The sequence below is a fragment of the Bradyrhizobium symbiodeficiens genome, assembly GCF_002266465.3.
Classification (GTDB): domain Bacteria; phylum Pseudomonadota; class Alphaproteobacteria; order Rhizobiales; family Xanthobacteraceae; genus Bradyrhizobium; species Bradyrhizobium symbiodeficiens.
The window spans coordinates 4,918,056-4,943,950 of the sequence record NZ_CP029427.2 but is presented as its reverse complement, the minus strand read 5'-3'; the positions used below and the strand labels follow the sequence as shown (position 1 = coordinate 4,943,950).

General features: G+C 65.9%; 23 protein-coding genes and 1 pseudogene. 16 read left to right on the top strand and 8 right to left on the bottom strand.

Annotation, left to right across the window (positions count from 1 at the left end; translation table 11 throughout):
- Window positions 1-2: 2 nt before the first annotated feature.
- The 3 genes from flgA to flgF are packed head-to-tail and all read right to left on the bottom strand — an operon-like array spanning window position 3 to window position 2,713.
- A complete protein-coding gene (gene flgA / locus CIT39_RS23345) occupies window positions 3-1,136 on the bottom strand; it encodes a flagellar basal body P-ring formation chaperone FlgA (RefSeq protein WP_162308634.1) in 1,134 nt (377 codons plus the stop codon).
- A 10-nt stretch (window positions 1,137-1,146) separates the two neighbouring features.
- A complete protein-coding gene (gene flgG, locus CIT39_RS23340; RefSeq protein WP_091965437.1) occupies window positions 1,147-1,935 on the bottom strand; it encodes a flagellar basal-body rod protein FlgG in 789 nt (262 codons plus the stop codon).
- A gap of 16 nt (window positions 1,936-1,951) precedes the next feature.
- Complete coding sequence (gene flgF, locus CIT39_RS23335; protein ID WP_094972333.1) at window positions 1,952-2,713, bottom strand: flagellar basal-body rod protein FlgF; 762 nt, start codon at window positions 2,711-2,713, stop codon at window positions 1,952-1,954.
- 376 nt (window positions 2,714-3,089) lie between these two features.
- Between flgF and fliL the strand changes: the two genes are divergently transcribed.
- The 5 genes from fliL (at window position 3,090) to CIT39_RS23310 (ending at window position 9,904) form a co-directional block, all read left to right on the top strand.
- A complete protein-coding gene (gene fliL / locus CIT39_RS23330; RefSeq protein WP_018321851.1) occupies window positions 3,090-3,590 on the top strand; it encodes a flagellar basal body-associated protein FliL in 501 nt (166 codons plus the stop codon).
- A 29-nt stretch (window positions 3,591-3,619) separates the two neighbouring features.
- Window positions 3,620-4,822: a flagellar motor switch protein FliM gene (fliM, locus tag CIT39_RS23325; protein ID WP_094972332.1), complete on the top strand. Its 1,203-nt coding sequence runs from the start codon at window positions 3,620-3,622 to the stop codon at window positions 4,820-4,822.
- Window positions 4,819-5,265: a DUF6468 domain-containing protein gene (locus CIT39_RS23320; RefSeq protein WP_094972331.1), complete on the top strand. Its 447-nt coding sequence runs from the start codon at window positions 4,819-4,821 to the stop codon at window positions 5,263-5,265. The genes fliM and CIT39_RS23320 overlap by 4 nt, the downstream gene beginning before the upstream one ends.
- Window positions 5,266-5,274: 9 nt before the next feature.
- A complete protein-coding gene (locus CIT39_RS23315) occupies window positions 5,275-6,039 on the top strand; it encodes a MotE family protein (RefSeq protein ID WP_094972330.1) in 765 nt (254 codons plus the stop codon).
- Window positions 6,040-6,142: 103 nt separating this feature from the next.
- Complete coding sequence (locus tag CIT39_RS23310; protein WP_162308633.1) at window positions 6,143-9,904, top strand: tetratricopeptide repeat protein; 3,762 nt, start codon at window positions 6,143-6,145, stop codon at window positions 9,902-9,904.
- 101 nt (window positions 9,905-10,005) lie between these two features.
- Here CIT39_RS23310 and fliP read toward each other — a convergent pair whose 3' ends face one another.
- Both fliP and CIT39_RS23300 read right to left on the bottom strand, forming a co-directional pair.
- Window positions 10,006-10,767 carry a flagellar type III secretion system pore protein FliP gene (gene fliP, locus CIT39_RS23305; protein ID WP_094972328.1) on the bottom strand — a complete coding sequence of 254 codons (762 nt, stop codon included), beginning with the start codon at window positions 10,765-10,767 and terminating at the stop codon, window positions 10,006-10,008.
- Window positions 10,764-11,728, bottom strand: a pseudogene (locus tag CIT39_RS23300) (flagellar biosynthetic protein FliO). The gene fliP and the pseudogene CIT39_RS23300 overlap by 4 nt, the downstream one beginning before the upstream one ends.
- A 353-nt stretch (window positions 11,729-12,081) precedes the next feature.
- On the opposite strand from CIT39_RS23300, the gene flgB reads away from it, so the two are divergent.
- The 10 genes from flgB to CIT39_RS23250 all read left to right on the top strand — a co-directional run bounded on the left by flgB (window position 12,082) and on the right by CIT39_RS23250 (window position 21,281).
- On the top strand, window positions 12,082-12,486 hold the full coding sequence (gene flgB / locus CIT39_RS23295; RefSeq protein ID WP_094972326.1) for a flagellar basal body rod protein FlgB: 405 nt from the start codon (window positions 12,082-12,084) through the stop codon (window positions 12,484-12,486).
- A gap of 102 nt (window positions 12,487-12,588) precedes the next feature.
- Entirely contained in the window at window positions 12,589-13,014 is a 426-nt protein-coding gene (gene flgC, locus CIT39_RS23290; RefSeq protein ID WP_094972325.1) for a flagellar basal body rod protein FlgC, read from the top strand.
- Window positions 13,015-13,030: 16 nt separating this feature from the next.
- On the top strand, window positions 13,031-13,339 hold the full coding sequence (fliE, locus tag CIT39_RS23285; RefSeq protein WP_094972324.1) for a flagellar hook-basal body complex protein FliE: 309 nt from the start codon (window positions 13,031-13,033) through the stop codon (window positions 13,337-13,339).
- 109 nt (window positions 13,340-13,448) lie between these two features.
- Entirely contained in the window at window positions 13,449-13,712 is a 264-nt protein-coding gene (fliQ, locus tag CIT39_RS23280; protein ID WP_094972323.1) for a flagellar biosynthesis protein FliQ, read from the top strand.
- A gap of 17 nt (window positions 13,713-13,729) precedes the next feature.
- Window positions 13,730-14,500 carry a flagellar biosynthetic protein FliR gene (gene fliR / locus CIT39_RS23275; protein WP_094972322.1) on the top strand — a complete coding sequence of 257 codons (771 nt, stop codon included), beginning with the start codon at window positions 13,730-13,732 and terminating at the stop codon, window positions 14,498-14,500.
- Window positions 14,501-14,510: 10 nt separating this feature from the next.
- Window positions 14,511-15,590, top strand: coding sequence for a flagellar biosynthesis protein FlhB (flhB, locus tag CIT39_RS23270; protein WP_094972321.1), 1,080 nt, complete (start codon window positions 14,511-14,513; stop codon window positions 15,588-15,590).
- Window positions 15,591-15,746: 156 nt separating this feature from the next.
- Complete coding sequence (cckA, locus tag CIT39_RS23265; protein WP_094972320.1) at window positions 15,747-18,326, top strand: cell cycle histidine kinase CckA; 2,580 nt, start codon at window positions 15,747-15,749, stop codon at window positions 18,324-18,326.
- Between the two features lie 213 nt (window positions 18,327-18,539).
- Window positions 18,540-19,550: a Tim44 domain-containing protein gene (locus tag CIT39_RS23260; RefSeq protein WP_094972319.1), complete on the top strand. Its 1,011-nt coding sequence runs from the start codon at window positions 18,540-18,542 to the stop codon at window positions 19,548-19,550.
- A gap of 145 nt (window positions 19,551-19,695) precedes the next feature.
- Window positions 19,696-20,376 (top strand): lectin, encoded by a 681-nt coding sequence (locus tag CIT39_RS23255; RefSeq protein WP_094972318.1) that lies wholly within the window; start codon window positions 19,696-19,698, stop codon window positions 20,374-20,376.
- Window positions 20,377-20,573: 197 nt separating this feature from the next.
- Window positions 20,574-21,281, top strand: coding sequence for a glutathione S-transferase (locus CIT39_RS23250; RefSeq protein WP_094972317.1), 708 nt, complete (start codon window positions 20,574-20,576; stop codon window positions 21,279-21,281).
- A 318-nt stretch (window positions 21,282-21,599) separates the two neighbouring features.
- On the opposite strand, the gene CIT39_RS23245 is transcribed toward CIT39_RS23250, so the two are convergent.
- The 3 genes from CIT39_RS23245 to CIT39_RS23235 all read right to left on the bottom strand — a co-directional run bounded on the left by CIT39_RS23245 (window position 21,600) and on the right by CIT39_RS23235 (window position 24,012).
- Window positions 21,600-22,721 carry a helix-turn-helix transcriptional regulator gene (locus tag CIT39_RS23245; RefSeq protein ID WP_094972316.1) on the bottom strand — a complete coding sequence of 374 codons (1,122 nt, stop codon included), beginning with the start codon at window positions 22,719-22,721 and terminating at the stop codon, window positions 21,600-21,602.
- 372 nt (window positions 22,722-23,093) lie between these two features.
- A complete protein-coding gene (locus tag CIT39_RS23240; protein WP_162848669.1) occupies window positions 23,094-23,267 on the bottom strand; it encodes a hypothetical protein in 174 nt (57 codons plus the stop codon).
- A 271-nt stretch (window positions 23,268-23,538) separates the two neighbouring features.
- Window positions 23,539-24,012: a hypothetical protein gene (locus CIT39_RS23235; RefSeq protein ID WP_094972315.1), complete on the bottom strand. Its 474-nt coding sequence runs from the start codon at window positions 24,010-24,012 to the stop codon at window positions 23,539-23,541.
- A 213-nt stretch (window positions 24,013-24,225) separates the two neighbouring features.
- On the opposite strand from CIT39_RS23235, the gene CIT39_RS23230 reads away from it, so the two are divergent.
- Window positions 24,226-25,881, top strand: a complete 1,656-nt coding sequence (locus CIT39_RS23230) for a fumarate hydratase (protein WP_094972314.1) — start codon at window positions 24,226-24,228, stop codon at window positions 25,879-25,881.
- Window positions 25,882-25,895 lie beyond the last annotated feature (14 nt).

The window sequence follows — 25,895 nt, the reverse complement described above, 5'->3', positions numbered from 1 at the left end:
TCTTACTTGGCTTGAGCTTGCGAGGCGCGAGCTTGCGGGATCTGGGCTTCTGCGATCTGGGCCGGCGACGCGGGGGCCTGCACCAGGTTCCGGAGGAGTGCTGCGGTGTCGACGGGGGCGGGCGCCTCATCGCGCTTGAGCGAGGAGGTCTGCTCGACCGCGGGCACCATCGGTGCGGAGTGGCTCGCGCCCTCGATCGTCACCTGGCCGCGGCCGGTGACGGTGCCGGTCAACGTCCGCTTGGTTTGCACATTGACCACGCTGACGGCGTCGCCCTCGGCGCCGCTCTCGACCGCCTTGCCGCGCGTGGTGAGGTAGACGCCGGGCACCTGGTAGATGATGGTGACGGCCTGATCGCGCACCACCAATTCGGGCTTGACCATGTCGGCGACGCGGAGCGGCGTGCCTGCCCGCATCGGCCGGCGCAGCTGCATCCCGACGCTGCGCTCGCGCGAGGCGGCCTCGCCGGTGACCTCGGCCTTCGGCCGGCGCTCCAGCGTGACGTCGGAGGATTTCAGGAGCTCGGCACGGTCGATGTCGCGCGTCAGCACGGCCACTTCCACCGTCTCGATCGCGGTACCGGTGAAGCGCAGCTTGGTCGGGGTCGAATTGTTGTCGTTGGCGATCTCGAAGGCGATGTCGAAACGGCCGCTGCGGGCGTCATAGCGGGTTGCGACCGGCTGCAGCGCGCCGGAGTTGGAGGCATCCAGCCGCATCTCGGCGACGCCGCGGTCGAAGGTGACGTTGATGTTGGCGGCGTCCCCGAGGCCGAAGCGGCGCTCGAGCGCCGATGCGACCGCGGTTTCGAGATCCTTGTTCGCCAGCGTGCGGGCGAGGCGGGTGACCTGGACCTCCTTGAGGTCGCCGGTCATGACGCCGATCACCTGCTTGGCGCGGAGCACCGACAGCACCTGGCCGACCGTCAGCGTGCCGGTGGTGCCGAGATCGGGCGAGCGGTAGACCGGGATCAGCGCGGCCGATCCGGCATTGTCGATGAGATCGCCGACCCGCACCACGTCCGAAGTCACGGTGACGCTCGCGCGCAGCGTCGGCGAGGCGATGAAGTCGTCCTTGGCCGCTGCCGGCAGGGCCAGCGCGAGCAGGGCGAAGAGGGTGGCGAGGGTGGTGCGGATCATCGTCATCACCTCAGCGGAACAGCGCCGTGGTCGATTGCATCATCTGGTCGGCGGCGCTGATCACCTTGGCGTTCATCTCGTAGGCGCGCTGCGCGGCGATCAGGTCGCTCATCTCCGAGACGACGTCGACATTGGCCTGCTCGAGGCTGCCTTGCGTGATCTTGCCGTAGCCCTCGGAGTTCGCGGTGCCGTCCTGCGGCGGGCCGGACGACGGCGTCTCGGTGAACTGGTTGCTGCCGACCGGCTGCAGGCCGGCCTTGTTGATGAAGCGGGTCACGCCGATCTGGCCGACGATCGAGGAGGTCGACGAGCCCGGCAGCGTCACCGAGACCTGGCCCTGCTCGCTCACCGAGATGCCGGAGGCGTTGTTCGGGATCGTGATCGTCGGCTGCACCGGGTTGCCCTGGGCGGTGACGACGCGGCCCTGGTTGTCCATCTGGAAGGTGCCGTCGCGGGTGTACTGGTAGGTGCCGTCGGGCATCAGGATCTTGAAAAAACCTTCGCCGGACATCGCGAGGTCGAGATCGTTGCCGGTCTGCGACAGCGTGCCCTGCGTCATGCTGCGCGGCGTGCCGACGGTCTTGACGCCGCCGCCGATGTCGACGCCGACGGGCAGGATGGTGCCCTGGTCCGAGGCCTGCGCGCCGACGCGGCGAACGTGCTCGTAGATCAGGTCCTGGAACGCCGCGGTCTGCTTCTTGAAGCCGGTGGTGCGGAGGTTCGCGATGTTGTTGGAGATCACCTGAACGTTGAGTTCCTGTGCCGCCATTCCGGTCGCCGCGGTGTGAAGCGCCTGCATCTCAGTTCTCCTTCAATCAGGCCGGAACGTCGGCGAGCTTCTCGATCGCCGATTTGTGGAGGTCGCTCTGCTGCTGGAGCAGGTTGGCGATGGCGGTGTAGCTGCGCATGACTTCGACCATGCGGGTCATCTCGCCGACCGAATTCACGTTCGACTTCTCGAGATAGCCCTGGCGCACGGTGGATTTGGCATCGGGCTGCTGGGTGGCGGAGCCGGCGGAATAGAGATTGGCGCCGAGCTTGGTCAGCTTGGTCGGATCGTCGAACGAGGCCATGCGGATCTTGCCGCGGATCGAGTCGGTCTTGGCGGTGCCTTCGAGCACCGTGATGGTGCCGTCCGGCGCGACGTTGATGTCGTGATCGGTCGGCTGGAAGGTGATCGGGCCGCCGGTGCCGAGCACCAGATTGCCGCTCGGGGTGACGAGCTGACCGGTGCTGTTGAGCGAGAACTTGCCGTCGCGCGTGAACATCTCGCCGCCATTGGCCTGCACGGCGAAATAGGCGTTGCCGTCGATCGCCATGTCGAGCGGGTTGCTGGTCGCCTCCATCGGCCCCTGGCCGATGTCGCGGTAGGTGCCGCGGTCCTGCACGTAGGAGACACGACGGTCCGCGCCGACGAAATTGTCCTCGCGCGCGTTCGAGTTGAGGAATTCCTCGAACAGCGAATGGTCGGCCTTGAAGCCGTTGGTGTTGGCATTGGCGACGTTGTTGGCGATGACATCCATCTGCCGTTCCAACGTCATCTGCCGTGACAAGCCGATCAGAAGCGCGTTCTGCATCGGAAATCTCCCCTGAGCGGATCTGCCATTTCGCTCTCCCAAGCGCCGTGGCGGACCCCGTGAACGAGACCGTCGGGTTCTCCCAAACCGTTCGGTCTCGATCCTTTCTCAGCGAAAGCCGTGCCAACCTGAAAAAGTTTGTAATTTCAGCGGCTTGCTTATTTTTGCGGGGCGTCGGAGGGCGGCAGAAAGGTTCTGTTAGCCATGTCTGCCCGGCAGATTTTTCCTAGTGGATGCCCAATCGAAAGGTTCCGTTAACCATTATTACCGTAGCGTTTGCATGAAGAGGAGCGCATCGCGCCGGGGCATTTGTATCGCGTTCTTGTCTTGAGGCTTCGCTCTTTCGACCCCTTTGAGAGATCCGGGCGCGGCGATCATGGCAGAGAACGAAGCGGAAGGCGGCGCAGCCGCTGAAGGCGCGGAAGCCGCTCCGCCGAAGAACAAGCTGAAGCTCATCATCATGGCCGTCGGCCTGCTCGCCGTGCTCGGCGGCGGTGCTGCGACCTGGTTCTTCTTCTTTCGTCACGGCGACGACGAGCATCATGCCGAGGCAGCACCCCCGCCGAAGCCGCCGTCCTTCGTCGACGTCCCCGACATCATGGTCAATCTCGCCGGCGCGCCCGGCGAGCGCGTGCAATATCTGCGGCTGAAGATCGTGCTGGAGCTGAAGGAAGAGAAGCAGATCGAGGCGATCAAGCCGACGATGCCGCGCGTCACCGACATCTTCCAGACTTACGTGCGCGAGCTGCGTCCCTCCGACCTCAACGGGTCGGCCGGCATCTTCCGCCTCAAGGAGGAGCTGACCAAGCGCGTCAACGCGGCGGTCGCCCCGGTCCAGGTCAGCGCGGTGCTGTTCAAGGAAGTCGTGATCCAGTGACGGCTTGCGGAAGGTAACGGGCTAGCGTCATGGCCGGCAACGAGCAAATGGACCAGGATGCGATTGCCGCCCAATGGGAGGCATCGCTCGATTCCGAGGATCCCGCGGAGGCCGCGAAGGCTGCCGCCGAAAACGAACTATCGGAGACCATGGCCCTGCAATGGGCGGCCATGGTCGAGGACGGCAGCCGCGATCTCGGCACCGGCAAGAACTCCGGCGAGAGGGTGCTGTCGCAGGAGGAGATCGACAACCTCCTCGGCTTCGCCGTCGGCGACGTCACCCTCGACGACCATTCCGGCATTCGCGCCATCATCGATTCGGCGATGGTCTCCTACGAGCGTCTGCCGATGCTCGAAATCGTCTTCGACCGCCTGGTGCGGCTGCTGACGACGAGCTTGCGCAATTTCACCTCCGACAACGTCGAAGTCTCGCTCGACCGCATCACCTCGGTGCGCTTCGGCGATTACATGAATTCGATCCCGCTGCCCGCCGTCCTCACCGTCTTCAAGGCCGAAGAGTGGGACAATTTCGGCATGGCGGTGGTCGATTCCAGCCTGATCTACTCGATGATCGATGTGCTGCTCGGCGGCCGCCGCGGCACCAGCCAGCTCCGCATCGAGGGGCGGCCCTACACCACGATCGAGACCGAGCTGGTCAAGCGGCTGGTCGAGGTGGTCATGGCCGACGCCGAGCAGGCGTTCCGGCCGCTGTCGCCGGTGACCTTCACGATCGACCGGCTCGAGACCAATCCGCGTTTCGCCGCGATCAGCCGTCCCGCCAACGCTGCGATCCTGGTGCGCCTGCGCATCGACATGGAAGACCGCGGCGGCAACATCGAGCTGCTGCTGCCTTACGCGACCATCGAACCGATCCGGGGCGTTCTGCTCCAGATGTTCATGGGCGAAAAGTTCGGCCGCGATCCGGTCTGGGAAGGCCATTTCGCCACCGAGATCGTGCAGGCGGAGATCGCCGTCGATGCCGTGCTCTACGAGGCCGAGATTCCGCTCAAGCAGCTGATGCGGCTCAAGGTCGGCGACACGCTGCCGCTGGACATGCGCGCCGACGCCAACGTCACCGTGCGCTGCGGCGACGTCACGCTGACCGAGGGGCGGATGGGCCGGGTCGGCGACCGCGTCGCGATCCGCGTGACGAAACCCTTGCGCAAGCCAAGTACGACACTTGCGATGTTCGAGAAGGTGGACGAGCAGAACAAGATGATGGAGGCCCCATGAACCACTCCCTTGGAATGGCGATCGAGACGCTGGTGGCTATCCTGCTGATGCTGACGATCTTCTACTGCGTCATGCTCAACAAGCGGCTGACGCGGCTGAAGGCGGACGAGCATTCGCTGAAGGCGGTGATCGGCGAGCTGATCACAGCGACCGAGATCGCCGAGCGCGCGATCGGCGGGCTGAAGCTCGCCGTGCGCGACGTCAACGAGAACCTCGGCAGCCAGCTCGTCGCGGCGACGCAGATGTCGGACCAGCTCTACAAGCAGCTCGGCGAAGCCGACAACGTGGTGCGGCGGTTGTCCAAGATCGCGATCGCGGCGCGCCCCATGACCAATCCCGAAACGGTCGTCGCGTCCGCAGCCAAGCCCTCGTCGGCGAAGGCGGTGGCGGCTGCGGCCGAAGCCTTCTCCGAACGCCGACGGTCCAACGGCCTTGCCGCATAAAGTCAGGGTATGAAGTCCTTTCGTAACATCCGCGTCATCCCGGTCGTCCTGGTCGCCATCGCAGGTCTCGCCACGCTGAAGGTGGCGGGCCTCGTGATCAATGGCGGCTACGTCTTCGACTACAAGCCGAACCAGACCAAGAAGTCCTGGGCGGAGGAAAATCTGAACTTCCCGACCGGCCGCGAGGAGCCGGAGATCATCACCGGCTCGACCCACGGCGCGCCGAAGGAGGCGCCCAAGCCCGCCGCGCCCGAGACCAAGCCGGAAGGCACCGTGGTCAAGATCGACGAAGCCCAGCCGCAGATCTCGGCCTCCGAGCGCGCGATCCTCGAACGGTTGCAGGCGCGCCGCCAGGAGATCGAGGCCCGCCAGCGCGAGATCGACATCCGCGAGAGCCTGTTGAAGTCGGCCGAGAAGCGCATCGAAGGCAAGGTCGAGGAGATGAAGGCGGTGGAAACCCGCATCTCCGCGACGCAGGCCGAGCAGAAGGCGGCCGAAGCCCAGCGGATGAAGGGCCTCGTGACCATGTACGAGGGCATGAAGCCCAAGGACGCTGCGCGGGTGTTCGACCGGCTCGAGATGGGCGTGCTGATCGAGATCGCCTCGGCGATCGCGCCACGGAAGATGTCGGACATCATGGGACTGATGTCGCCGGAGGCCGCCGAGAAGCTGACGGTCGAGATGGCCCGCCGTGCCAATGGCGGCGGCGATCAGTCGGCCTCTGCCGGCGAGTTGCCGAAGATCGACGGCAAGCCGACGCAAAAGCCGAATTGAGGGCTCATACTTAAGAAGTCCTTAATTGGCAAAACCTTAGAGTCGGGGCAGGGGCCGGCACCAGTGCCGTCGTGGACCCGTCGAAACGGAAGACATGCCGCAAATGGCGCGAGAGGCTGCCGATGGATTGTGGTCGCGAGCCCGCGCTCTGGCGCCGGGGCTGTCGCGTCACGTCCGCGCGCTGGCGGTCTGCCTGCTGGTCGGCCTCGGTGCGCCTGCCCGGGCGGCCGACACCGTCAGGGGCGAGGCGAGCTTTTCGGCCGGCGGCGGCTTTGCCCGTCTCGTCATCAAGCTCGGCGAGGACGTTCCCTCCGAGGTGACGACCGCGGGCTCCATCCTCATCATCCGCTTCGACCGACCGGTCGACGTTCCCGTCGACCGTGTGCCCGAAGGCGCGCCCGATTACGTCAACTCCGCGCGCCGCGACCCCGATGGCGGCGCCATCCGCCTGTCGCTGGCGCGCCGCGTCACCGTTAACACCATGAATGCCGGCGAGCGTACCTTCGTCGACCTCCTGCCGGAGGGCTGGAAGGGACCGCCGCCGAGCCTACCGATGGACGTGGTCAAGGAACTCGCCGAGCGCGCCCGCGCGGCCGAACGCGCGCTGCGCGCCCAGCGTGCCGCGGCGGAGAGCAAGAAGCGTCCGCAGATCCGCGTGCGTGCCTCGGTGCAGCCGACCTTCGTGCGCTTCGTGTTCGAGATGCCCGACGGCGTCGGCGTGTCCTCCGTGCTCAACGAGCAGAAGCTCACGCTCGCTTTCAACGCCAACCTGAATTTCGATCTGGCGGACGCGGTCGTCGCAGCGCCGCCGAACGTCGCCTCGATCAAGCAGAAGGCCGACATCGACCAGACCAATGTCGAGATCGCGCTGATCGGCGATTCCGACGTGCATTCGTTTCGCGACGAGAAGAACTACGTCGTCGACGTCTCCTTCCAGCCCGACAAGGGCAAGACCGCCGCGACGCCCGAGGCGGCGATCGCGCAGATGAAGCCTGCCGGTCGCGGACCGGCGCCGGCGCCGGACAAGCAAGCGGCCCAGAAGCCGAAGGACGCCCATAAGGACGTCCATGGCGAGATCGCGCCGCCGACCTCCGAGACGATCGCGCGCGAAGCCAAAATCGACGTCAAGCCCGAGGTGAAGCCGGACGCGCCCACCGCGATGCCGCCCGCGGAAGCGCCGAAACCGGCGCCAGCTCCCGCGACCGAGGCCGCGCACGCGCCGGAAGCGCCCAAGGAAGCGTCTAAGGAAGCTCTGAAGGAAGCTCCGAAGGACATTTTGAAGGAAGCTGCGAAGCCCGCGCCGCCGGTTGCCGAAGCTGTGGCCGCGCCCGCCAAACCGGCGCCTGCGGAAGCGCCGAAAGAGGCTGCGAAGGAGCCGGTCAAGGACGCCGTCAAGGCTGCGTCCGCCGAGGCGCCGGCCGCGCCGCAGCCCACCGTCGCCAGCGTCGATGCGCGCCGCGACAGCGACGGCTTGCGCGTGACGTTCCCGATTCCGGTCGCAACACCGGCGGCGGCGTTCCGCCGCGGCGACACGGTGTGGCTGGTGTTCGATACGCCGAAGCCGATCGACCTCGAGGCGATCCGCAGCAAGGGCGGGGTGATGATCGGCGAGGTCGGCCGCATTCCGCTCGACAAGGGGCAGGCGGTGCGCATCCGTCTCACCCGTCCGCTGGTCTATTCGCTGGCGAGCGAGGAGGTCGGCAAGGAGACCAACTGGCTGCTGACGCTCGCCGACAAGATCCAGACGACGCCGCTGCCGCTGATGATATCGCGCAACATCACCGACCCCGCGCTCGCCAACATCGCCATCCCCTTCGCCAATCCGGGCCAGCTGCACAAGCTCACCGATCCCGATGCCGGCGACATGCTCTATGTCGTCACCGCGCAGCGGCCGGTGCGCGGCTTCATCAAGCGGCAGGATCTCGTCGATCTCTCGCTGCTGGAATCCGCGCACGGCATCGCGATCCGGCCGAATTCCGACGAGATCGGCGTCGAGGTCGGCGCCGACAAGGTGATCCTCGGCAAGAAGGGCGGACTGACGCTGTCGCCGGTCGACATCTCAGCCGAACGGGCGCCGACCGCGGTGCGTCCGGTGTTCAGCCCCGAAGGCTGGCGCAAGGGCCAGTCGGAAAATTTCATCGCGCGCCAGAGCGAGCTGATCGCGGCGATCTCGGCCGTCGAGCCGGCGCTGCGCTCGTTGCCGCGGCTCGAGCTCGCGCAATTCTACATGTCGCGCGCGATGTATCACGAGGCCAAGGCCGTCACCGACCTGATGCTGAGCGACCCGCTCAACAAGGAGGAGAGCGGCGCGCTGATCATGCATGCGATCGCCAGCATCCTGATCGGCCGCCCGGCGCAGGGCCTGAAGGACCTCGCCAATCCCGTGATCGGCAACAGCCACGATTCCCAGCTCTGGAAGGCGCTCGCCTATGCGCGCCAGGGCAAATGGGCTGACGCGCGCGAGAAGTTCAAGAACGTCGAATTCGCGATCGCCTCGCTGCCGCTCGACATCCAGCGCATCGTGACGATGGAGGCGATGCGCGCCTCGCTCGAAGTGAAGGACTATGCCGGCGCCTCCAAGCGCCGCAGCGAGCTCGAGGTCGTCGGCGTCTCGCCCGAGGCGGCGCCCGGCTTTGCCGTGCTGCGCGGCCGGCTCGCCGAGGCGCTCGGCCACGACAAGGACGCGCTCGACGATTACAAATTCGCGGCTGCCTCGGCCGATCGGCCGGCTGCGGCCGAGGCCAAGCAGCTCGAGATCGCGCTGCGGCAGAAGCGCGACGAGATCGGCAAGGACGAGGCGCTGCGCGAGCTCGAGACCCTGTCCATGACCTGGCGCGGCGACTTGATCGAGGTCAAGACGCTGCAGATCCTGGCGAAGATGTACGCCGAGGGCGGGCGTTACCGCGACGCGCTCACCGCGGCGCGCACCGCGACCAGGCTGCAGCCGAACGCGGAAGCCTCGCGTCAGGCGCAGGATCTCGCCTCGGACCTGTTCACGCAGATCTTCCTGGGGCCGAAGGGTGACGAGCTGCCGGAGGTCGAGGCGCTCGGGCTGTTCTACGAGTTTCGCGAGTTGACGCCGATCGGCAGGCGCGGCGACGAGCTGATCCGCCGTCTCGCCGACCGTCTCGCCTCGATCGACCTGCTCGACCAGGCGGCCGAGCTGCTGCAATATCAGGTCGACCACCGCCTCGAAGGCGCCGCCCGCGCCCAGGTCGCCGCTCGCCTGTCCATGATCTATCTCGCCAACCGCAAGCCGGACAAGGCGATCACGGCGCTGCGCGCGAGCCGCATCAGCGACCTCTCCGGCGAGCTCAGGCAGCAGCGCCTGCTGCTGGAAGCGCGCGCGCAGAGCGACGTCGGCCGTCACGATCTCGCGCTCGACATCGTCTCCAACGTCTCCGGGCGCGAAGTGCTGCGGCTGCGTTCCGACATCTTCTGGGCGGCACGGCGCTGGCGCGAGTCCGCCGAGCAGATCGAGCTCTATTACGGCGAGCGCTTCCGCGACTTCAAGCCGCTCAATTCGGTGGAGAAGAGCGACATCATCCGCGCCGCCGTCGGCTACGCGCTCGCCGACGACTCGATCGGCCTGTCGCGCTTCCGCGAGAAATACGCGCCGCTGATGAGCGAGAGCGCCGATCGTCTGGCCTTCGACATCGCCAGCAAGCCGGCCGCGGCCTCCAGCGCCGAATTCGCCGAGATCGCCAAGCTCGCCGCCAGCGTCGATACGCTCGACGGCTTCCTGCGCGAGATGAAGCAGCGCTTCCCCGACGCCACCGCCCGCGCGCCGCAGGCCAAGGAAGAAGACCACACCGGCTCGCTGCCGACGATCCCGGTCGTGCGGCAGATCAAGATGGCGCGGTAGCCGCGTTCGCGCGAAGCGCGTCCGGGATAGCGACGCATCCTCCGTCACAGCGAGCGCAGCGACGTGTCCGTCGAAGCCTTGGCGAAGGCGTCACCAGAGGCTCACCCGCCCCCGTAACTCTGCACAAGGCTCCCCGCCACCAGCGACCAGCCGTCGACCAGCACGAAGAAGATCAGCTTGAACGGCAGCGAGATCGTGGCCGGCGGCAGCATCATCATGCCCATCGACATCAGCACCGAGGCGACGACGAGGTCGATGATGAGGAAGGGCAGGAACAGCAGGAAGCCGATCTCGAAGGCGCGCTTCAGCTCGGAGATCATGAAGGCGGGGACCAGGATGCGCAGTGCCAGCTCGTCGGGAGTGGCCGGCGGCGGCTCGCCCGAGAGGTCCAGGAACAGCTTGAGGTCCTTCTCGCGCACGTTCTTCTGCATGAATCCGCGCAACGGAACGGAGGCGCGCTGCAGCGCGTCCTCGACGCCGATCTGGTTGGCGACGAGCGGGCGGATGCCGTCGTCGTAGGATTTTTGCAGCACCGGCCCCATCACGAAGAAGGTGAGGAACATCGCCAGCGCGATGATCACCGAGTTCGGCGGTGCGGTCGCCGTACCCATCGCGGTGCGCAGCAGCGACAGCACGACCACGATGCGCGTGAACGACGTCATCATGATCAGGATCGACGGCGCGATCGACAGCACGGTGAGCAGCGCGATCAGCTGGATCGCGCGCTCGGTGACGCCGCCGCCGCCAGCGCCGCCGCCGAGATTGATGCTGATGTCCTGCGCATGCGCCGGCATCGCTGCCGATGCCGCGCCGATCAGAACAGAAAGGAAAACAACTCTACGCGGGAGGGACGGCAGCCTCACGAAGACGGCTTCGGACGGCCGAGCAGCGAGGCCATCTCGTCTTCGAGATTTTCAAAGCTGGTCTTTTCCGCGGCCGGTTTCGCGGGCGGGGCCGGTGGGGCCGGCGGCTCGCTGCGCGCGGCGCGCGGGGAGCGGCAGGCGGCTCCGGTGCAACCGGAGGCGCGACCGTGTCGCCGGCCGGGCGACGCAGCGCGGCTTCGAGCCGCTGTGCCATCTCGGCGAGATTCTGCTCGGCACTGGAGGGGGCTGCGGCGGAAGCCGGCGGCGGAACGGGCGGAGCCTGCGGCACCGGCGGAGGCGGGGCCGCGACGCGCTCGGCGCGCACCGGCGGCATCTTCGGCGGCTCGCTCTGGCGCGGCGGCCGGGGCATCAGTGGCGGCTCGCTGCGCGGAACGCGCGGCGGCAGCGGCTCGGGCCGCGGTTCACGCTCGAGGCGTGGCGCGATCGGCTCGGCCGTGAAGCCGGCGAGGGGATCGCTGCGGCGTTCGGCCAGCGCGGGAGCGGGCCGGCGCACCTCGTCGGCAAAGGACGGTCGCGCGGGCCGCGGCGGCGGCTCGGGCATTTGCGGCTCGGGATGATCGAGCATTTCCGGCCGCGGTGCCTCGTCGGCCCAGCCGCTGGTATCCGGCATGGGCGCGAGCCGCGGCGGTTCCGCGGCGTTCGGACGCTGCGGAAGCTGGTCGCGGCCGGGCGCGGCGCGAACGATGTTGGGCTCGACGACGATGTCGGTCGGCCCGCCGATCATCAGGAGATGCTCGACATTGTCACGCCGGACCAGCACCAGGCGGCGCCGACCGTCGACCGCGGCAGCGTCGATCACCGCGAGCCGGGGCATCCTGCCGCGCTGGGTGTTGGCGCCGACCCGGCTGCCGGCGAATCGGCGCACCAGCCAGGCAGCGACGCCGATCAACGCCAGGACGACGATGAACGCGACGATGAAGGTGATAGGGCTGCCTTGCATACTTGTCCCCGACAAATGGCGCTGTTCTCGTGCCGATGGTTGGACGCGCCAACCACTGGTTTAACGATGCCCCAAACTGCGATTTCTTAACGTCCCACGGCAAGTTTTGCCGTCCCCAACTCTTAATAACCCATGAATCGCTCGATCCAAAACGACTTCTTCGGCTGTGCACGGGCCGCCAAATGGTTGGGTTAATGCCGGTTTTGGAGACGTAGAATCACGGGAGCACAAAATGGTGTCCCGCCCGGGGACACGCCTCGAGGGCGGTCTTAACCAGCTGTTAACCATACACGCGGCAAATTCTGCCTAGCGGCGGACCCAAGGTTCGCAAGAAGGCGGAAGGAGCCGCGACGATGTCCATCAACGACCTCCCGGTGCTGTCGGCGCTTCGCACCAAGATGCAGTGGCACCAGGAGCGCCAGCGCGTCCTGTCCGAGAACGTCTCCAATTCCGACACGCCCAAATTCCGGCCGCGCGACCTTGTCGAGCCCAAGTTCGACAAGGCCGGAGCCGTCACCGGCTCGATGGGTCCCCTGGCAATGACCCGCACCAGCGGCTCTCACATGACGCCGTCGGGGGCTGCTTCCGGGTTCGACCAGAACAGGAACGCGGGCTTCGAGACACGCCCCGCGGGCAACGCCGTCAATCTCGAAGAGGAGATGATGAAGGCGGCGAGCAACCAGATGGACTACGCGGCGGCGACCTCGCTCTATTCGAAGAGCCTGCATCTGCTCAAGACCGCGATCGGCAAGGGCTAGAGCATGATCCGGAAAAGTGTGAAGCGGTTTTCCCTCGCGACAAACGCGGAACGCGTTTGCGCGGAGATCATGCTCGGACGAGAGAGCTAGAGGAGGCGCATCATGGCCAATGACAGCAGCGACTTTGCCCGCTCGATGGCGATCGCGACCTCCGGTCTGCGGGCGCAAGCCGGCCGCATGCGGGTGATCTCGGAAAACATCGCGAACGCGGATTCGACCTCGCAGACCGCCGGCGGCGATCCCTACCGGCGCAAGGTTCCGACCTTCTCCTCCGCGCTCGACCGCACGCTCGACGCGCAGGTCGTCACCCTCGGCAAGATCAAGCCCGACCAGTCGAACTTCCGCGTCAAATACGAGCCGAGCAATCCGGTCGCGGACGCCAGCGGCAACGTCAAATATCCAAACGTGAACTCGGTGGTCGAGATGACCGACATGCGCGACGCGCAGCGGTCCTACGAGGCCAACCTCAACATCATCAGTGCGACGCGCCGGATGATCCAGCGCACGCTCGACATCCTCAAGAGCTGAACAGGACAATTGAGCCATGGCATCACCGACAATCGCAGCCAATGCTTATGCCAACCTCGCCCGGGTGCTGGAGAACAGCGGTGCCGGCAAAGCCACCGAGGCCGGCGGGCCATCCTTTTCCTCGATGCTGAAGGACGCCGTCGGCAGCGTCATGGAGTCCGGCCGCAAGTCGGACGCGCAGACGGTGGCGATGGCCGCCGGCAAGGCCAACGTGATGGACGTGGTGACGGCGGTGGCGGACACCGACGTCGCTGTGTCCACCCTGGTCTCGGTCCGCGACCGCGTGATCGCCGCGTATGAAGACATCATGAAGATGCCGATCTGAATTGGGGGAGTGGCGAATGGCGAGTAGCGAATTGGGGTCGCCCATTCGCTACTCGCTATTCGCCACTCGCTTCCCGACACCTTTGGACAACGAGCAGCGGAACAGTACAATGACCGGACCTGAGACCCTCGACGTCGCGCGCGATGCGATCTGGACGATCGTGATCGTGTCCTCCCCCCTGATGGTGGTCGGTCTGGTGGTCGGCGTCGTCGTGTCGCTGTTCCAGGCGCTGACGCAGATCCAGGAACAGACGCTGATCTACGTGCCGAAGATCCTCGCGATCTTTGCCACGATGCTGCTGACGCTGCCGTTCATGGCCGACGCGCTCCACGCCTATATGCTGCGGATATCGTCGCGAATCATCGGCGGCTGAGGCAAGATGCGTCAATTATGCGCATCGACGTCTCGCTGCTGCCGGCGCTCGCCGCCTCCTTCATGCTCGCCTTCGCCCGGGTCGGCGCGATGGTGATGCTGTTGCCGGGACTGGGCGAGACCAATATTCCGACGCGGATCAAGCTGTCGATCGCGCTGCTGCTGACGCTGATCATCCTGCCGCTGCATCGCAACGCCTACCATGTCGACATGGGCTCGCTGGCGCCGCTCCTGGTCCTGATGCTGCACGAGATCGCGATCGGAATCGTGCTGGGCGCCACCGCGCGCGTGACGCTGTCGGCGCTCCAGGTCGCGGGATCGGTGATCGCGCAGCAGATGGGGCTCGGTTTCGTCACCTCGGTCGATCCGACGCAGGGCCAGCAGGGCGTGCTGGTCGGCAACTTCCTGACCATGCTCGGGGTGACGCTGCTGTTCGCCACCGACAGCCATCATCTGGTGATCGCGGCGCTGAACGACAGCTATACGATCTTCTCGCCGGGCGAGACCGTATCGAGCGGCGATGTGGCCGCGCTCGCCACGCGCGCCTTTGCCGCCGCGTTCAGCCTCGGACTGCAGCTCTCGGGACCGTTCCTGGTGTTCGGCCTCGTCTTCAACATCGGGTTGGGTGTGCTGGCGCGGCTGATGCCGCAGATGCAGGTCTATTTCGTCGGCGTGCCGCTCTCGATCTTCGCGGGCTTCCTGGTGCTCGCCGTCGTGCTCACCGCGATGATGGGGACGTATCTGGATTATTTCATCGGTGTCATGCACCAGTTGATGCCGCTGAGGTAACGGTCGATCGATGTCAGAAGACAAGGACCCAGAGAGTCAAACAGAAGACCCGACGCAAAAGCGTCTGGACGACGCGCTCGAACGCGGCGACGTCGCCAAGAGCCAGGAGATCAACACCTGGTTCATGATGGCAGGCGGCACGCTCGTGGTCTCCACCTTCTCGGGCTCGGTGGGCAGCGGGCTGCTGGCGCCGATGCGGGGCCTGCTCGCCAATTCCTGGATGATCAAGACCGACGGCAAGGCCCTGATCGCGCTGATGCAGCAGATCGAATTCGCCATTCTCGCAGCGATCGGCGTGCCGCTGCTGATGCTGATGCTGGCGGCGATTGCCGGCAACATGCTGCAGCACCGCCTGGTCTGGTCGGCCGAATCCCTCACGCCGAAATTCAGCAAGATCTCGCCCGGCGCCGGCTTCAAGCGCATCTTCGGCAAGCAGGCGGCGGCCAATTTTCTCAAGGGCATCGGCAAGCTGGTCGCGCTCAGCGTGGTCATGACCATGGTCCTGTGGCCGGAGCGGCATCGCATGGAGGCGATGGTCAGGCTCGACCCGGCCGCCATGCTCGGCGCCAGCACCAGCATGACGATCCATCTGCTCGGGGCGGTGGTCGCGGCGCTCGCGATCATCGCCATTGCCGATTATTTTTTCCAGTACCGCAGCTGGTTCCAGCGGCAGAAGATGTCGCTCCAGGAGATCAAGGAAGAGTTCAAGCAGTCCGAAGGCGATCCGCACATCAAGGGCAAGCTCAGGCAGTTGCGCCAGCAACGCTCCAGGAAGCGCATGATGACGGCGGTTCCCAAGGCCTCGGTGATCATCACCAACCCGACCCACTATTCGGTGGCGCTGTCCTACGAGCGCGGCATGACGGCCCCGATCTGCGTCGCCAAGGGCGTCGACAATCTCGCCTTCAAGATCCGGGAAATCGCGCGCGAGCACGACATCCCGATCGTGGAGAACGTGCCGCTCGCCCGCGCGCTCTACGCCACCGTCGAGATCGACCAGGAAATCCCGGCTGAGCACTACCATGCGGTCGCCGAAGTCATCGGCTACGTCATGCGGCTGAAGCGTGGCTTCAGCGCCGGGCGAGGATAAAAACACCCGAAAAGTACCGGAAATGGCCGTAATCTGGGAATCAGCGTACCTTTCGCCCCTACGGCCCTTGCACCTCAGGGTCCGATTCAGGCAGGGAGGACCCCACGCGCGCTGTCGCGCGTTGATTCTCTGTCGACAGGCTGCGCCAGCTCGAGAATGACCGCCGAGTCCGACCACGATCTCACCCGCGAGCCCGTTGCGACGCACGAGCCGTCGCCGCGCTCGGGCAGCATTGCGCTGGTGCTGCTGGTGGCCGCCGGCCTCGTCGCCGTCGCCGTCGGGCTGATGACGCTCGGGCGCGTGCAGGCGCAGCCCTATATCCTCGGCATCCTTGCCGTGCTGGCGATGGTCGGCCTGTTCAACCTGTTCGCTTTCGCCGCCGGGATCATCCGCTTCGCCGACCGCAGCCTCGATGATCCGGTCGTGGGGCGTATCGCCGATCACGGGTTCGATGGCCTCGCCGTGACCGATCCGCGCGGCCACGTGGTCTATTCCAACGCCGCCTATCTGACGCTCACCGGCGCCAGCGGTCCGCAGGACGTGCGCCCGGTCGAGCGTGTCTTCATCGGCAATCCCGACGTTTCGGAGGCCGTGTTCCGCCTGCTCAAGGCCGCGCGCGAAGGCAAGCGGCAGCAGGAAGAGGTCCGCATCTCCGGCCAGGACGGCAGCCAGGGCCGCTGGCTGCGCATGCGGGTGCGCCCGCTCGGCACCGGCAAGCGCGAGGCGAAATACGCGGTGTGGTCGATCGCCGACATCACCCGCGACCGCGAACGCCAGGAGGACGTGTTCCAGGAGCTCCAGCACGCCATCGAATATCTCGACCACGCGCCGTGCGGGTTCTTCTCGGTCAATCCGGCCGGGGAACTCGCTTACGTCAACGCGACGCTGGCGAACTGGCTCGACTACGACCTCGCCGAGATCGGCTCGGGCGGCCTCAAGCTGACCGACATCGTCTCCGGCGACGGCGCCTCGCTGCTGACCTCGATCGTGGCGGTGCCGGGCGAGGTGAAGACCGAGGTCTTCGACATCGACCTGCGGATGCGCACCGGCAAGACCATGCCGGTGCGGCTCTATCACAAGCTCGCCTTTGGCGCCGACGGCGCGCCGGGCCCGTCGCGCACGCTCGTGATCAGCCGCGCCCGCGACGAGCGCAGCGATCCCGATCGTGCCGCCGAAGTGCGCTTCATGCGCTTCTTCGACCATACGCCGATGGCGATTGCGACCGTGGACCGCGCCGGCAACGTGGTACGGTCCAACGCGCGCTATGCCAAGCTCGGGCAGGCGCTCGGGCTCGACAGCGCCTCCAAGTCGATCTTCCGCGCGGTGAATTCGCGCGACCGTCACCTCCTGATCGCGGCCATCAACCAGGCCGCCGAAGGCCAGGCCGACGTCGCGCCGGTGGAAGTGGCGCTGGAAGGGCCCAGGGAGCGCTGGGGCCAGTTCTTCGTCACGCCGGTGGATGCGGCCGAGAACGAGGCGGAAGCCGCCATCGTGCACATGCTCGAGACCACCGAGCGGCGCGCGCTGGAGAACCAGATCAACCAGTCGCAGAAGATGGAGACGGTCGGCCAGCTCGCCGGCGGCATCGCCCACGACTTCAACAACGTGCTCTCCGCCATCATGATGGCGAACGACTTCCTGCTGAACGCGCACAAGCCGACCGATCCGTCGTTCCAGGACATCATGCAGATCAAGCAGAACGCGACGCGGGCTGCCACGCTGGTGCGGCAGCTGCTGGCGTTCTCGCGGCGGCAGACGCTGCGGCCGCAGGTGCTCGATCTCGGCGATGCGCTGTCCGATCTCGCCATGCTGCTGCGCCGCCTGATCGGCGAGAAGGTCAAGCACGAGACCATCCACGGCCGCGATCTCTGGCCGGTCAAGGTCGACGTCTCCCAGTTCGAGCAGGTGATCGTCAATCTCGCGGTGAACGCGCGCGACGCCATGCCCGACGGCGGCAAGCTGATCATCCGCACCGCCAACGTCACCGCGGATGAAGCGGCCAGGCTCGCCTACAAGGGTATGCCGGCTGCGGATTATGTCCGCATCGAGGTCGCCGACACCGGCACCGGCATTCCCGCCGACATCCGCGACAAGATTTTCGAGCCGTTCTTCTCGACCAAGGAAGTCGGCAAGGGCACCGGCCTCGGGCTTTCCACCGTCTACGGCATCGTCAAGCAGACCGGCGGCTTCATCTACGTCGATTCCGCGCCGGGACAGGGCACCTCGTTCCACATCTTCCTGCCGCGTCACCATGCCGAGCCGGAAGCGCAGGTCGAGCAGCCGGCGGCTGCGGTCAGCGCGACCAACGGCGCCGGGAAGGACGCCGCGGCGGCCGAGGCCAAGCCGCGCACCGATCTCACGGGGCAGGGCACCATCCTGCTGGTCGAGGACGAAGAGGGCCTGCGCGCGCTGAACGCACGCGGATTGCGCTCGCGCGGCTACACCGTGGTCGAGGCCGAGAACGGCGTCGACGCCATGGAAGTGCTGGAGGAGCAGAGCGGGGCGATCGATCTCGTCGTCTCCGACGTGGTCATGCCCGAGATGGACGGCCCGACGCTTTTGAAGGCGATGCGGGAGAAGAAGCCCGACATCAAATTCATCTTCGTCTCCGGCTATGCCGAGGACGCCTTCGAGAAGAGCCTGCCCGAGGGACAGCAGTTCGACTTCCTGCCGAAGCCGTTCACGCTCAGCCAGCTGGTGGCGGCGGTGAAGGAGACGATGGCGAAGCAGGGGTGAGGGAGGGGCTTCGTTCTGCCGTCATTGACGAGGGAAAAGCGGAGTTCGCACTCTAAGTCGCCGGTAGCCCGCAACCCGGTTCCCCCGCGCATCCGGCCAAGCCTTCGCCAAATATGGGCTTTTGCCACATCCCCGCGACTGAGGGCCGCAGCCGCAAGTTCCCAAACACACTTCACTTTTCGGCAAGTCTGCCCATCTTAGGGGCACTTCCCCATGCCGGGGATTTGGGAAACGCACATGAATTTCTCGCTACGCTCCCGCAGTCTCTTCAAGACGATCGCTGTCGTGCTGGCGCTTGCGCTGCCGACCGCCCTGGCGATCTCGTCCGCCGACGCGCGTGTCGGCGGCGGCGGCTCGTCGGGCTCACGCGGCGCGCGCACCTTTGCGGCGCCGCCCTCGACCTCCACGGCGCCGGGCTCGGCCTCGCAATTCAACCGCACCTACACCCAGCCGGGCGCAGGCATGAACTCGGCTGCGTCCGCGCCCGCGCGCGGCGGCCTGTTCGGCGGTCGCGCCGGCGGCATCATGGGCGGCCTTGCGGCCGGCTTCCTCGGTGCCGGCCTGCTCGGCATGCTGTTCGGCGGCGGCCTGTTCGGCGGCCTCGGCGGCCTGTCCTCGATCATCGGCCTGATCATCCAGATCGCGCTCGTGGTGCTGGTGGTGCGGCTGGCGATGTCCTGGTGGCAGCGCCGTCACACGCCGCAAGCGGCCTATGCCAATGCCGATGCGGGCGCAGCTCCCGGACCGCAGCCGAACCAGCGGGGCGGACTTGGTGGTGGTCTTGGCGGCTTCGGCTTCGGCGCGAACGCCAACAACGCGCCGCTCGAGATCAAGCCGGACGATTACGAGGCGTTCGAGCGCCTGCTCGGCGACGTCCAGACCGCCTGGTCGAACGAGGACGTGGCCAAGCTGCATACGCTCGCGACGCCGGAAATGGTCTCCTATTTCGAGCAGGACCTCGGCCAGAACCGTGCGAAGAACGTCGTCAACAAGGTCACCAATGTGAAGCTGTTGCAGGGCGACCTAGCGGAAGCCTGGCGTGAAGGCGAGACCGACTACGCCACAGTGGCGCTGCGCTTCGCACTCACCGACAAGACGCTCGACCGCAACAGCGGCACGGTCGTCGCCGGCAGCGAACAGCCGGGCGAAGTCACCGAAGTCTGGACCTTCGCGCGACGGCCCGGCAGCGGCTGGGAATTGTCGGCGATCCAGCAGACCAACTGATCGCTGAAACACTCCGACGAAACGAGGGCGTCGTGCTTACCGCACGGCGCCTTTTTCTTTTCGGCGTCTCGCGCGGCATTGGAATAAGCGGACGCGCCTTGGGTTGAAATCAGGCAGCCAACGACAAGCACAACGGGAGGACCACATGATCCGCATCGAGAAGACCGTGACGATTTCAGGCCTTGCGCTGGCAATGGCCTTACTGGCGATGCCATCGGCGCAAGCGCAGTCGGCCGACATGACGTTCTTCGTGACGTCCAATGGCCCGGGCAAGGGCGCTGATCTCGGCGGGCTCGAGGGAGCCGATGCGCAGTGCCAGAAGCTTGCGCAGGCCGGCGGCGCCGCCACCAAGACTTGGCGTGCCTATCTCTCGACGCAGGCCGCCGACGGCAAGCCGGCCGTCAACGCCAAGGACCGCATCGGCAAGGGACCGTGGCAGAACGCCAAGGGCACGATGATCGCCAAGGACGTGGCCGAGCTGCACGGCGCTGCCAACAACCTCACCAAGCAGACGGCGCTCAGCGAAAAGGGCGAGGTCATCAACGGCCGCGGTGACACGCCGAACCGGCACGACATCCTGACGGGCACGCAACCCGACGGCACCGCGTTCGCCGCCGGTGACGACAAGACCTGCAAGAATTGGACGTCGAGCACGCAAGGCGCCGCGGTCGTCGGCCACGCGGATCGTCAAGGCCTTCGCGACGATGAGCCGTCGAAATCATGGTACAGCTCCCACCCCTCGCGCGGTCCCGAGGGCGGCTGCTCGCAAGCCGATCTGAAGAGCACCGGCGGCGACGGGTTGTTGTATTGTTTTGCGGCGAATTGAGTTAAGGGCACGAAGCTCTTTCAAGTCGTCATTGCGAGCGTAGCGAAGCAAATCCAGGCTGCCTCCGCGGAGACGCTCTGGATTGCTTTGCTTGCGCTCGCAATGACGTGTGGGGCCGATGTTTCGTCCCACGACGACGGAACATGCGGCTCTATGCTACATTGGTCCGATCGTCCCCACGCTCACGGACCTCTCTCATGAAATACGAGCTCTACTACTGGCCCGAGATCCAGGGCCGCGGCGAATATGTGCGGCTGGCGCTGGAGGAGGCGGGGGCCGCTTACGTCGATGTCGCGCGCGGAGCGCGCGGTACGGCTGCGATGATGAAGATGATGGACGCGCATCAGGGCACGCCGCCCTTTGCGCCGCCGTTCCTGAGAGCGGGCAAGCTCGTCATCGGCCAGACCGCCAACATCCTGCTCTATCTCGGCGCCCGCCATGGGCTCGCGCCGAAGACGGAGGCCGGAAAACTCTGGGTGCACCAGCTGCAGCTCACCATCACCGATTTCGTGGTCGAGATCCACGATACCCATCATCCGCTCGGACCCTCGCTCTATTACGAGGACCAGAAGCCGCCGGCGAAGAAACGCACGGCGGATTTCTGGAGTGAGCGGGTGCCGAAATATCTCGGCTATTTCGAGCAGCTTCTCACCGGGAATGGCGGCGCCTATGTCACCGGCCGGCGGCTCACTTACGTCGATCTCTCGCTGTTCCAGATCGTCGCGGGGCTGCGCTATGCCTTCCCCAAGCGCATGACGGCGTTTGAGACGGACATTCCGGGGCTCGTCGCCCTGCACGACCGCATCGCCGCGCGGCCGAACATCAAGGCCTATCTGGCAAGCGAGCGCCGCATTCCCTTCAACGAGCAGGGCATCTTCCGCCGCTATCGTGAGCTCGATGGCTAGAGCGTTTTCAACGCAGGGAATCTAGCCGGTCCGGAGGGAGGCTGGCGGCAGCCCCCGTTCCGGACCGGGCCGCTTCGGGCAAGGTCGATCGCCCGAACGCGTGGTGGCCGGGAAGCGCATGTGAACGCTCCGGCTCAGGCAGATTGTCGGAATCGTCGGGGACGGGAGAGAGGTCGTGCTCGTCGGGGCAGGGTGGCTTGCAGAACATCGTCGTCTCCCGTTGCGTGGGTGCGGTTCCCTCTAGCGAGGTTCGCTTGCGGCGACGTCAGTCGATCGGAGGAGGAGACGCGATTTTGCCGCCCGCGCGACGTTCCGACTTCAGATCTTGATCGGCGGTGTGAAGGCCGCCATCAGCCGGACCAGATCCGCCTGTCGTTTGGTACCGGTCTTTGCGAAGATCCGGGCGAGATGGGTCTTGATCGTGCTTTCGGCGGTGCCCATGCTTCTGGCCACGTCGGGAACTCCGCCGATCTCGACAATGGACAGGAGCACGCGCAGCTCGGTCGGCGTCAGCTTGAACAGCTTGCGGATCAGGTCGGGCGCGAGGCTCGTATCGAACGCGGCCTTGCTGACGAACAGGACGGCGCAGGCACCGTAGCTGGCTGCGAAGCTTTGCCGGCGCCCTGCGGTCAGCGGCAGGAGATGCGCGACGAAATGCGAGCCGTCGCGGGCCGTCAGATGCAGCGAGATGCTCGCGCCCGTCATCGCCCGGTCGCCGACCACCGTGCTCGCCAGCGCCTGCCGCAACACACGATCGGCATTCGGGTCGGACGTCACCAGCCGGCCCCGGACCGAACGAAGGATTTCGGCCTCATCCAGAATGTCGCGCGCGCCGGCATTGGCGTGCGTGATGTGAGCGTCGGCATCGAGCAGCAGCACGGCGGTTCGCAGGGCATCGAGCGTGCGGACCGAAATCGTCTCCAGCGCATTCTGCTGCTGCAGCTGCTGTCTGACGACCATGGCCCGCTGCAAATGCGGCGTGAGATGGGAGATCACCTGGACCATCCTGCGATCGACCGGGCCGCCGGCCTTCATGATGGAGAGGCGGGATAGTCCCTCGGCAGATTTATCGAGCAGGATATTGGCGGCGTCCTCGAGGCCCTGCGGCCGCGTCCATTCGTTGTAGAACATGGTGGTGCGGAATTCGTCGACGTCGATCCAGTCCCTGATCGTCTGGATCTCGCCGACCGGCGCGTGGAGCACGCCGCGCGAGGGATCGAACGGTTCGTAGGTTTCGATGTAGGACTGAACATAGGCGGGCTCGACCCCGACGGCATGCGCGATCACGGCCTCGCCGGCTGCCCCGATCCGGACCAGGCCGCCGCTCTGGCCGCCCGCCATGTCGACGATGCAACGAAGCGTCGACGGCCATCGGGAATCGTCCAGCGCCGCATCGTAGATGCCCCCCACCAGCGACAGCAGCTTTTCGTTCAGTTCCATCGGCCTGTCCCATCGACGCATGCTCGTTCGGCCTCGCAGATGAGCACGCCGGATGCGGAGATTTGATGAGGCGGATCACACTTGAAGATGCGCTCCGAGCCGGAGGCGGTGGTTTACAACGGGTCGTGCGAAGGGGAAATGACCGCGGCCGGGCGCGGCGAGAAACACCGAGGCCGGCGCGACGTTCGCGTGGACGCGGACGATTGCGCGCTCATGGCGGCGACGATCGTGGTGTCAAGTAGCGGCAGTCTTGCGATCATGCGCAGGCCCCGGAGTGGCCACGCAGATGTTGATCCCGCTCTCCGGCGAAGATGCGGCCGGACGCGAAACAGCCCGATCGACCGGATCGGGCGATTCGTCGTCGATAGGAGATCAGGCGAGCTGATCGATCCGCGTGCCCTGACCCGGCGGCAGCGGCGCGGGCGGCTGCGGCTTGTAGGTGGGGTCGGCATCCCTGGTCTTGGTCTGATCGTCCTGCTGCTTGGTCGTGTCGTAGCTCGGAACCACAACCGCGATCGGCGGCGGCGCAACGGTAGAAACGTTCATCCGCAAATCCTCACATATGGAAACAATTGATCCTGCCCTGCGACGAGCGAAAATTCTTTCAAGCCAATCGTTAAAATGCGAGCGATCTGGTGCGGTGTGGCGGGCTGATTTCGTGCGCGGCCTCGCAATCTATGAACGAGACAACCAGACCTCTCCTCGTCATTGCGAGCGCAGCGAAGCAATCCAGACTATCTCCGCGGAGACGGCCTGGATTGCGTCGTCGCAAGGGCTCCTCGCAATGACCGAGTTTGTGGAAAGAGCGAACGTCCCTCTACTCGTCCTTGCCGCGCGTGATCGCGATGGACGCGTCCTTCTTGGTGCGGGTGCATTCCATGTTGAGCCGCCGATAGCGCATGCTGACCTTGTCGCCGCGCAGCAGACCCATTCGCTTCAGGCAGCGTGTCGCGCCCGTTGTTGTGTCGTCCTTGGTCACGGTGAAGACGATCGCCGCCATCGATCCCACCAGCGCATAGAATTCCGGCGTCGGCTTGCGGTCACCCTTGGCAAAGAGCTCGATGGAATATTTGTCGCCGCGGCAACCCACGGACAGCTCCTTGGCCGCCGGGTGCGTCAGGTAAACAACGTTGGCGGCCCGGAAATTCACCTTGAGGCGATCGACCTGGTTCGCCAGTTCCTTGGCGCTGTCGTCGCAGCGGTCGGCGCGCGCGGGCGAGGCGAGGGTCACAAGTCCAGTGATGGCGGCGGCGACCAGGATCGCGCCGCGGACGTTCAAGTTCAAAGTCATGATGAAAAGCCCCTTAAGCGGCGCATTCAAGCGTCGTCGGGCGCGAAGCGCAAGGGTGGGAACGGGCATTTCCACGTGCTGTGTCAGCGCCTTCCCGAGCCCGAGCCGGCCTGCCCCCATGCGCGTCGTTCCCTTTCCTTTCCGCTCAAAATGGGCTTAGAACGCTTCCATGCTGAGACGCCCGCGACGGCCCCAAAACCCCTGGATTCGCCCATGAACGCTCCGACCGCCTTCCCCGACCCGGCCAAGCCCGTTCCGCCCTACAAGCACACCCCGCTGTTTCCGCTCGGCAAGGACGAGACGCCCTACAAGAAGATCACGGCCGAGGGCGTCAGGGTCGAGAAGGTTCTGGGCAAGGACATGCTGGTGGTGTCGCGCGAGGCGCTGCGGGCGTTGTCGGAAGCCGCTTTCGGCGACATCAACCATTACCTGCGCCCCGGCCATCTGAAGCAGCTCCGCGCCATCCTGGAGGATGGCGAGGCCAGCCCGAACGACAAATTCGTCGCGCTGGACTTTCTGAAGAACGCCAACATCGCGGCCGGCGGCGTGCTGCCGATGTGCCAGGACACCGGCACCGCGATCATCATGGGCAAGAAGGGCTGCAACGTCATCACCGACGGCGACGACGAGGCGGCGCTGTCGGAAGGCGCGCGCGATGCGTATCTGCGCCGCAATCTGCGCTACTCGCAGGTCGCGCCGCTCTCGATGTACGAGGAGAAGAACACCGCCAACAACATGCCGGCGCAGTGCGAGATTTACGCCGAAGGTGATGACGCCTACAAGTTCATGTTCATGGCCAAGGGCGGCGGCAGCGCCAACAAGAGCTTCCTGTTCCAGGCCACGCCCTCGGTGCTGACCAAGGACCGGCTGCTCGCTTTCCTGAAGGAAAAGATCCTCACGCTCGGCACCGCCGCGTGCCCGCCCTATCACCTCGCCATCGTGATCGGCGGCACCTCGGCCGAGCTCTGCATGAAGACGGTGAAGCTGGCGTCGGCCCGCTATCTCGATGCGCTGCCGACCCACGGCTCGCCCGACGGCAACGCCTTTCGCGACGTCGAGATGGAGCAGGAAATCCACAAGATGACGCAGTCGCTCGGCGTCGGCGCACAGTTCGGCGGCAAGTATTTCTGCCACGACGTCCGCGTGATCCGCATGCCGCGCCACGGCGCTTCGCTGCCGATCGGGCTCGGCGTGTCGTGCTCGGCCGATCGCCAGGTGCTCGGCAAGATCACCAAAGACGGCGTCTATCTCGAGGAGCTCGAGCACAACCCGGCGCAATACCTGCCTGAGGTCGAGCAGGCGCTCGGCGGCGATGTCGTCAAGATCGATCTCAACCAGCCGATGAAGGACATCCTCGCGACCTTCTCGAAGCACCCGATCAAGACCCGGGTCTCGATGTCCGGCACCATGATCGTCGCGCGCGATAGCGCCCATGCCAAGCTGCGCGAGCGGCTGGAGAAGGGCGAGCCGCTGCCGGATTACTTCAAGAACCATCCGGTCTACTACGCCGGCCCCGCCAAGACGCCCGAGGGCTATGCCTCCGGCGCGTTCGGTCCGACCACGGCCGGCCGCATGGATTCCTTCGTCGATCAGTTCCAGGCCGCCGGCGGCTCGATGGTGATGGTGGCCAAGGGCAACCGCGCCCCGGCCGTGCGCGAGGCCTGCAAGAAGTATGGCGGCTTCTACCTCGGCTCGATCGGCGGCGCCGCCGCGAACCTTGCCGAGCACTGCATCAAGAAGGTCGAGGTGCTCGAATATCCCGAGCTCGGCATGGAAGCGATCTGGCGCATCGAAGTCGTCGACTTCCCGGCGTTCATCATCATCGATGACAAGGGGAACGACTTCTTCAAGGAATTGAATTTGGGCTAGCTGCCTCTCGCTTC

What these genes read in the sequence shown, in the direction of transcription:
- flgF (WP_094972333.1), bottom strand. Translation starts at nt 2,713, where the DNA reads ATGCAGAACGCGCTTCTGATCGGCTTGTCACGGCAGATGACGTTGGAA.
- flgG (WP_091965437.1), bottom strand. Translation starts at nt 1,935, where the DNA reads ATGCAGGCGCTTCACACCGCGGCGACCGGAATGGCGGCACAGGAACTC.
- fliM (WP_094972332.1), top strand. Translation starts at nt 3,620, where the DNA reads ATGGCCGGCAACGAGCAAATGGACCAGGATGCGATTGCCGCCCAATGG.
- fliL (WP_018321851.1), top strand. Translation starts at nt 3,090, where the DNA reads ATGGCAGAGAACGAAGCGGAAGGCGGCGCAGCCGCTGAAGGCGCGGAA.
- CIT39_RS23255 (WP_094972318.1), top strand. Translation starts at nt 19,696, where the DNA reads ATGATCCGCATCGAGAAGACCGTGACGATTTCAGGCCTTGCGCTGGCA.
- CIT39_RS23315 (WP_094972330.1), top strand. Translation starts at nt 5,275, where the DNA reads ATGAAGTCCTTTCGTAACATCCGCGTCATCCCGGTCGTCCTGGTCGCC.
- flgB (WP_094972326.1), top strand. Translation starts at nt 12,082, where the DNA reads ATGTCCATCAACGACCTCCCGGTGCTGTCGGCGCTTCGCACCAAGATG.
- cckA (WP_094972320.1), top strand. Translation starts at nt 15,747, where the DNA reads ATGACCGCCGAGTCCGACCACGATCTCACCCGCGAGCCCGTTGCGACG.
- CIT39_RS23320 (WP_094972331.1), top strand. Translation starts at nt 4,819, where the DNA reads ATGAACCACTCCCTTGGAATGGCGATCGAGACGCTGGTGGCTATCCTG.
- CIT39_RS23230 (WP_094972314.1), top strand. Translation starts at nt 24,226, where the DNA reads ATGAACGCTCCGACCGCCTTCCCCGACCCGGCCAAGCCCGTTCCGCCC.
- CIT39_RS23250 (WP_094972317.1), top strand. Translation starts at nt 20,574, where the DNA reads ATGAAATACGAGCTCTACTACTGGCCCGAGATCCAGGGCCGCGGCGAA.
- flhB (WP_094972321.1), top strand. Translation starts at nt 14,511, where the DNA reads ATGTCAGAAGACAAGGACCCAGAGAGTCAAACAGAAGACCCGACGCAA.
- fliQ (WP_094972323.1), top strand. Translation starts at nt 13,449, where the DNA reads ATGACCGGACCTGAGACCCTCGACGTCGCGCGCGATGCGATCTGGACG.
- CIT39_RS23235 (WP_094972315.1), bottom strand. Translation starts at nt 24,012, where the DNA reads ATGACTTTGAACTTGAACGTCCGCGGCGCGATCCTGGTCGCCGCCGCC.
- CIT39_RS23240 (WP_162848669.1), bottom strand. Translation starts at nt 23,267, where the DNA reads ATGAACGTTTCTACCGTTGCGCCGCCGCCGATCGCGGTTGTGGTTCCG.
- flgC (WP_094972325.1), top strand. Translation starts at nt 12,589, where the DNA reads ATGGCCAATGACAGCAGCGACTTTGCCCGCTCGATGGCGATCGCGACC.
- CIT39_RS23310 (WP_162308633.1), top strand. Translation starts at nt 6,143, where the DNA reads ATGGCGCGAGAGGCTGCCGATGGATTGTGGTCGCGAGCCCGCGCTCTG.
- flgA (WP_162308634.1), bottom strand. Translation starts at nt 1,136, where the DNA reads ATGATCCGCACCACCCTCGCCACCCTCTTCGCCCTGCTCGCGCTGGCC.
- CIT39_RS23245 (WP_094972316.1), bottom strand. Translation starts at nt 22,721, where the DNA reads ATGGAACTGAACGAAAAGCTGCTGTCGCTGGTGGGGGGCATCTACGAT.
- CIT39_RS23260 (WP_094972319.1), top strand. Translation starts at nt 18,540, where the DNA reads ATGCCGGGGATTTGGGAAACGCACATGAATTTCTCGCTACGCTCCCGC.
- fliR (WP_094972322.1), top strand. Translation starts at nt 13,730, where the DNA reads ATGCGCATCGACGTCTCGCTGCTGCCGGCGCTCGCCGCCTCCTTCATG.
- fliE (WP_094972324.1), top strand. Translation starts at nt 13,031, where the DNA reads ATGGCATCACCGACAATCGCAGCCAATGCTTATGCCAACCTCGCCCGG.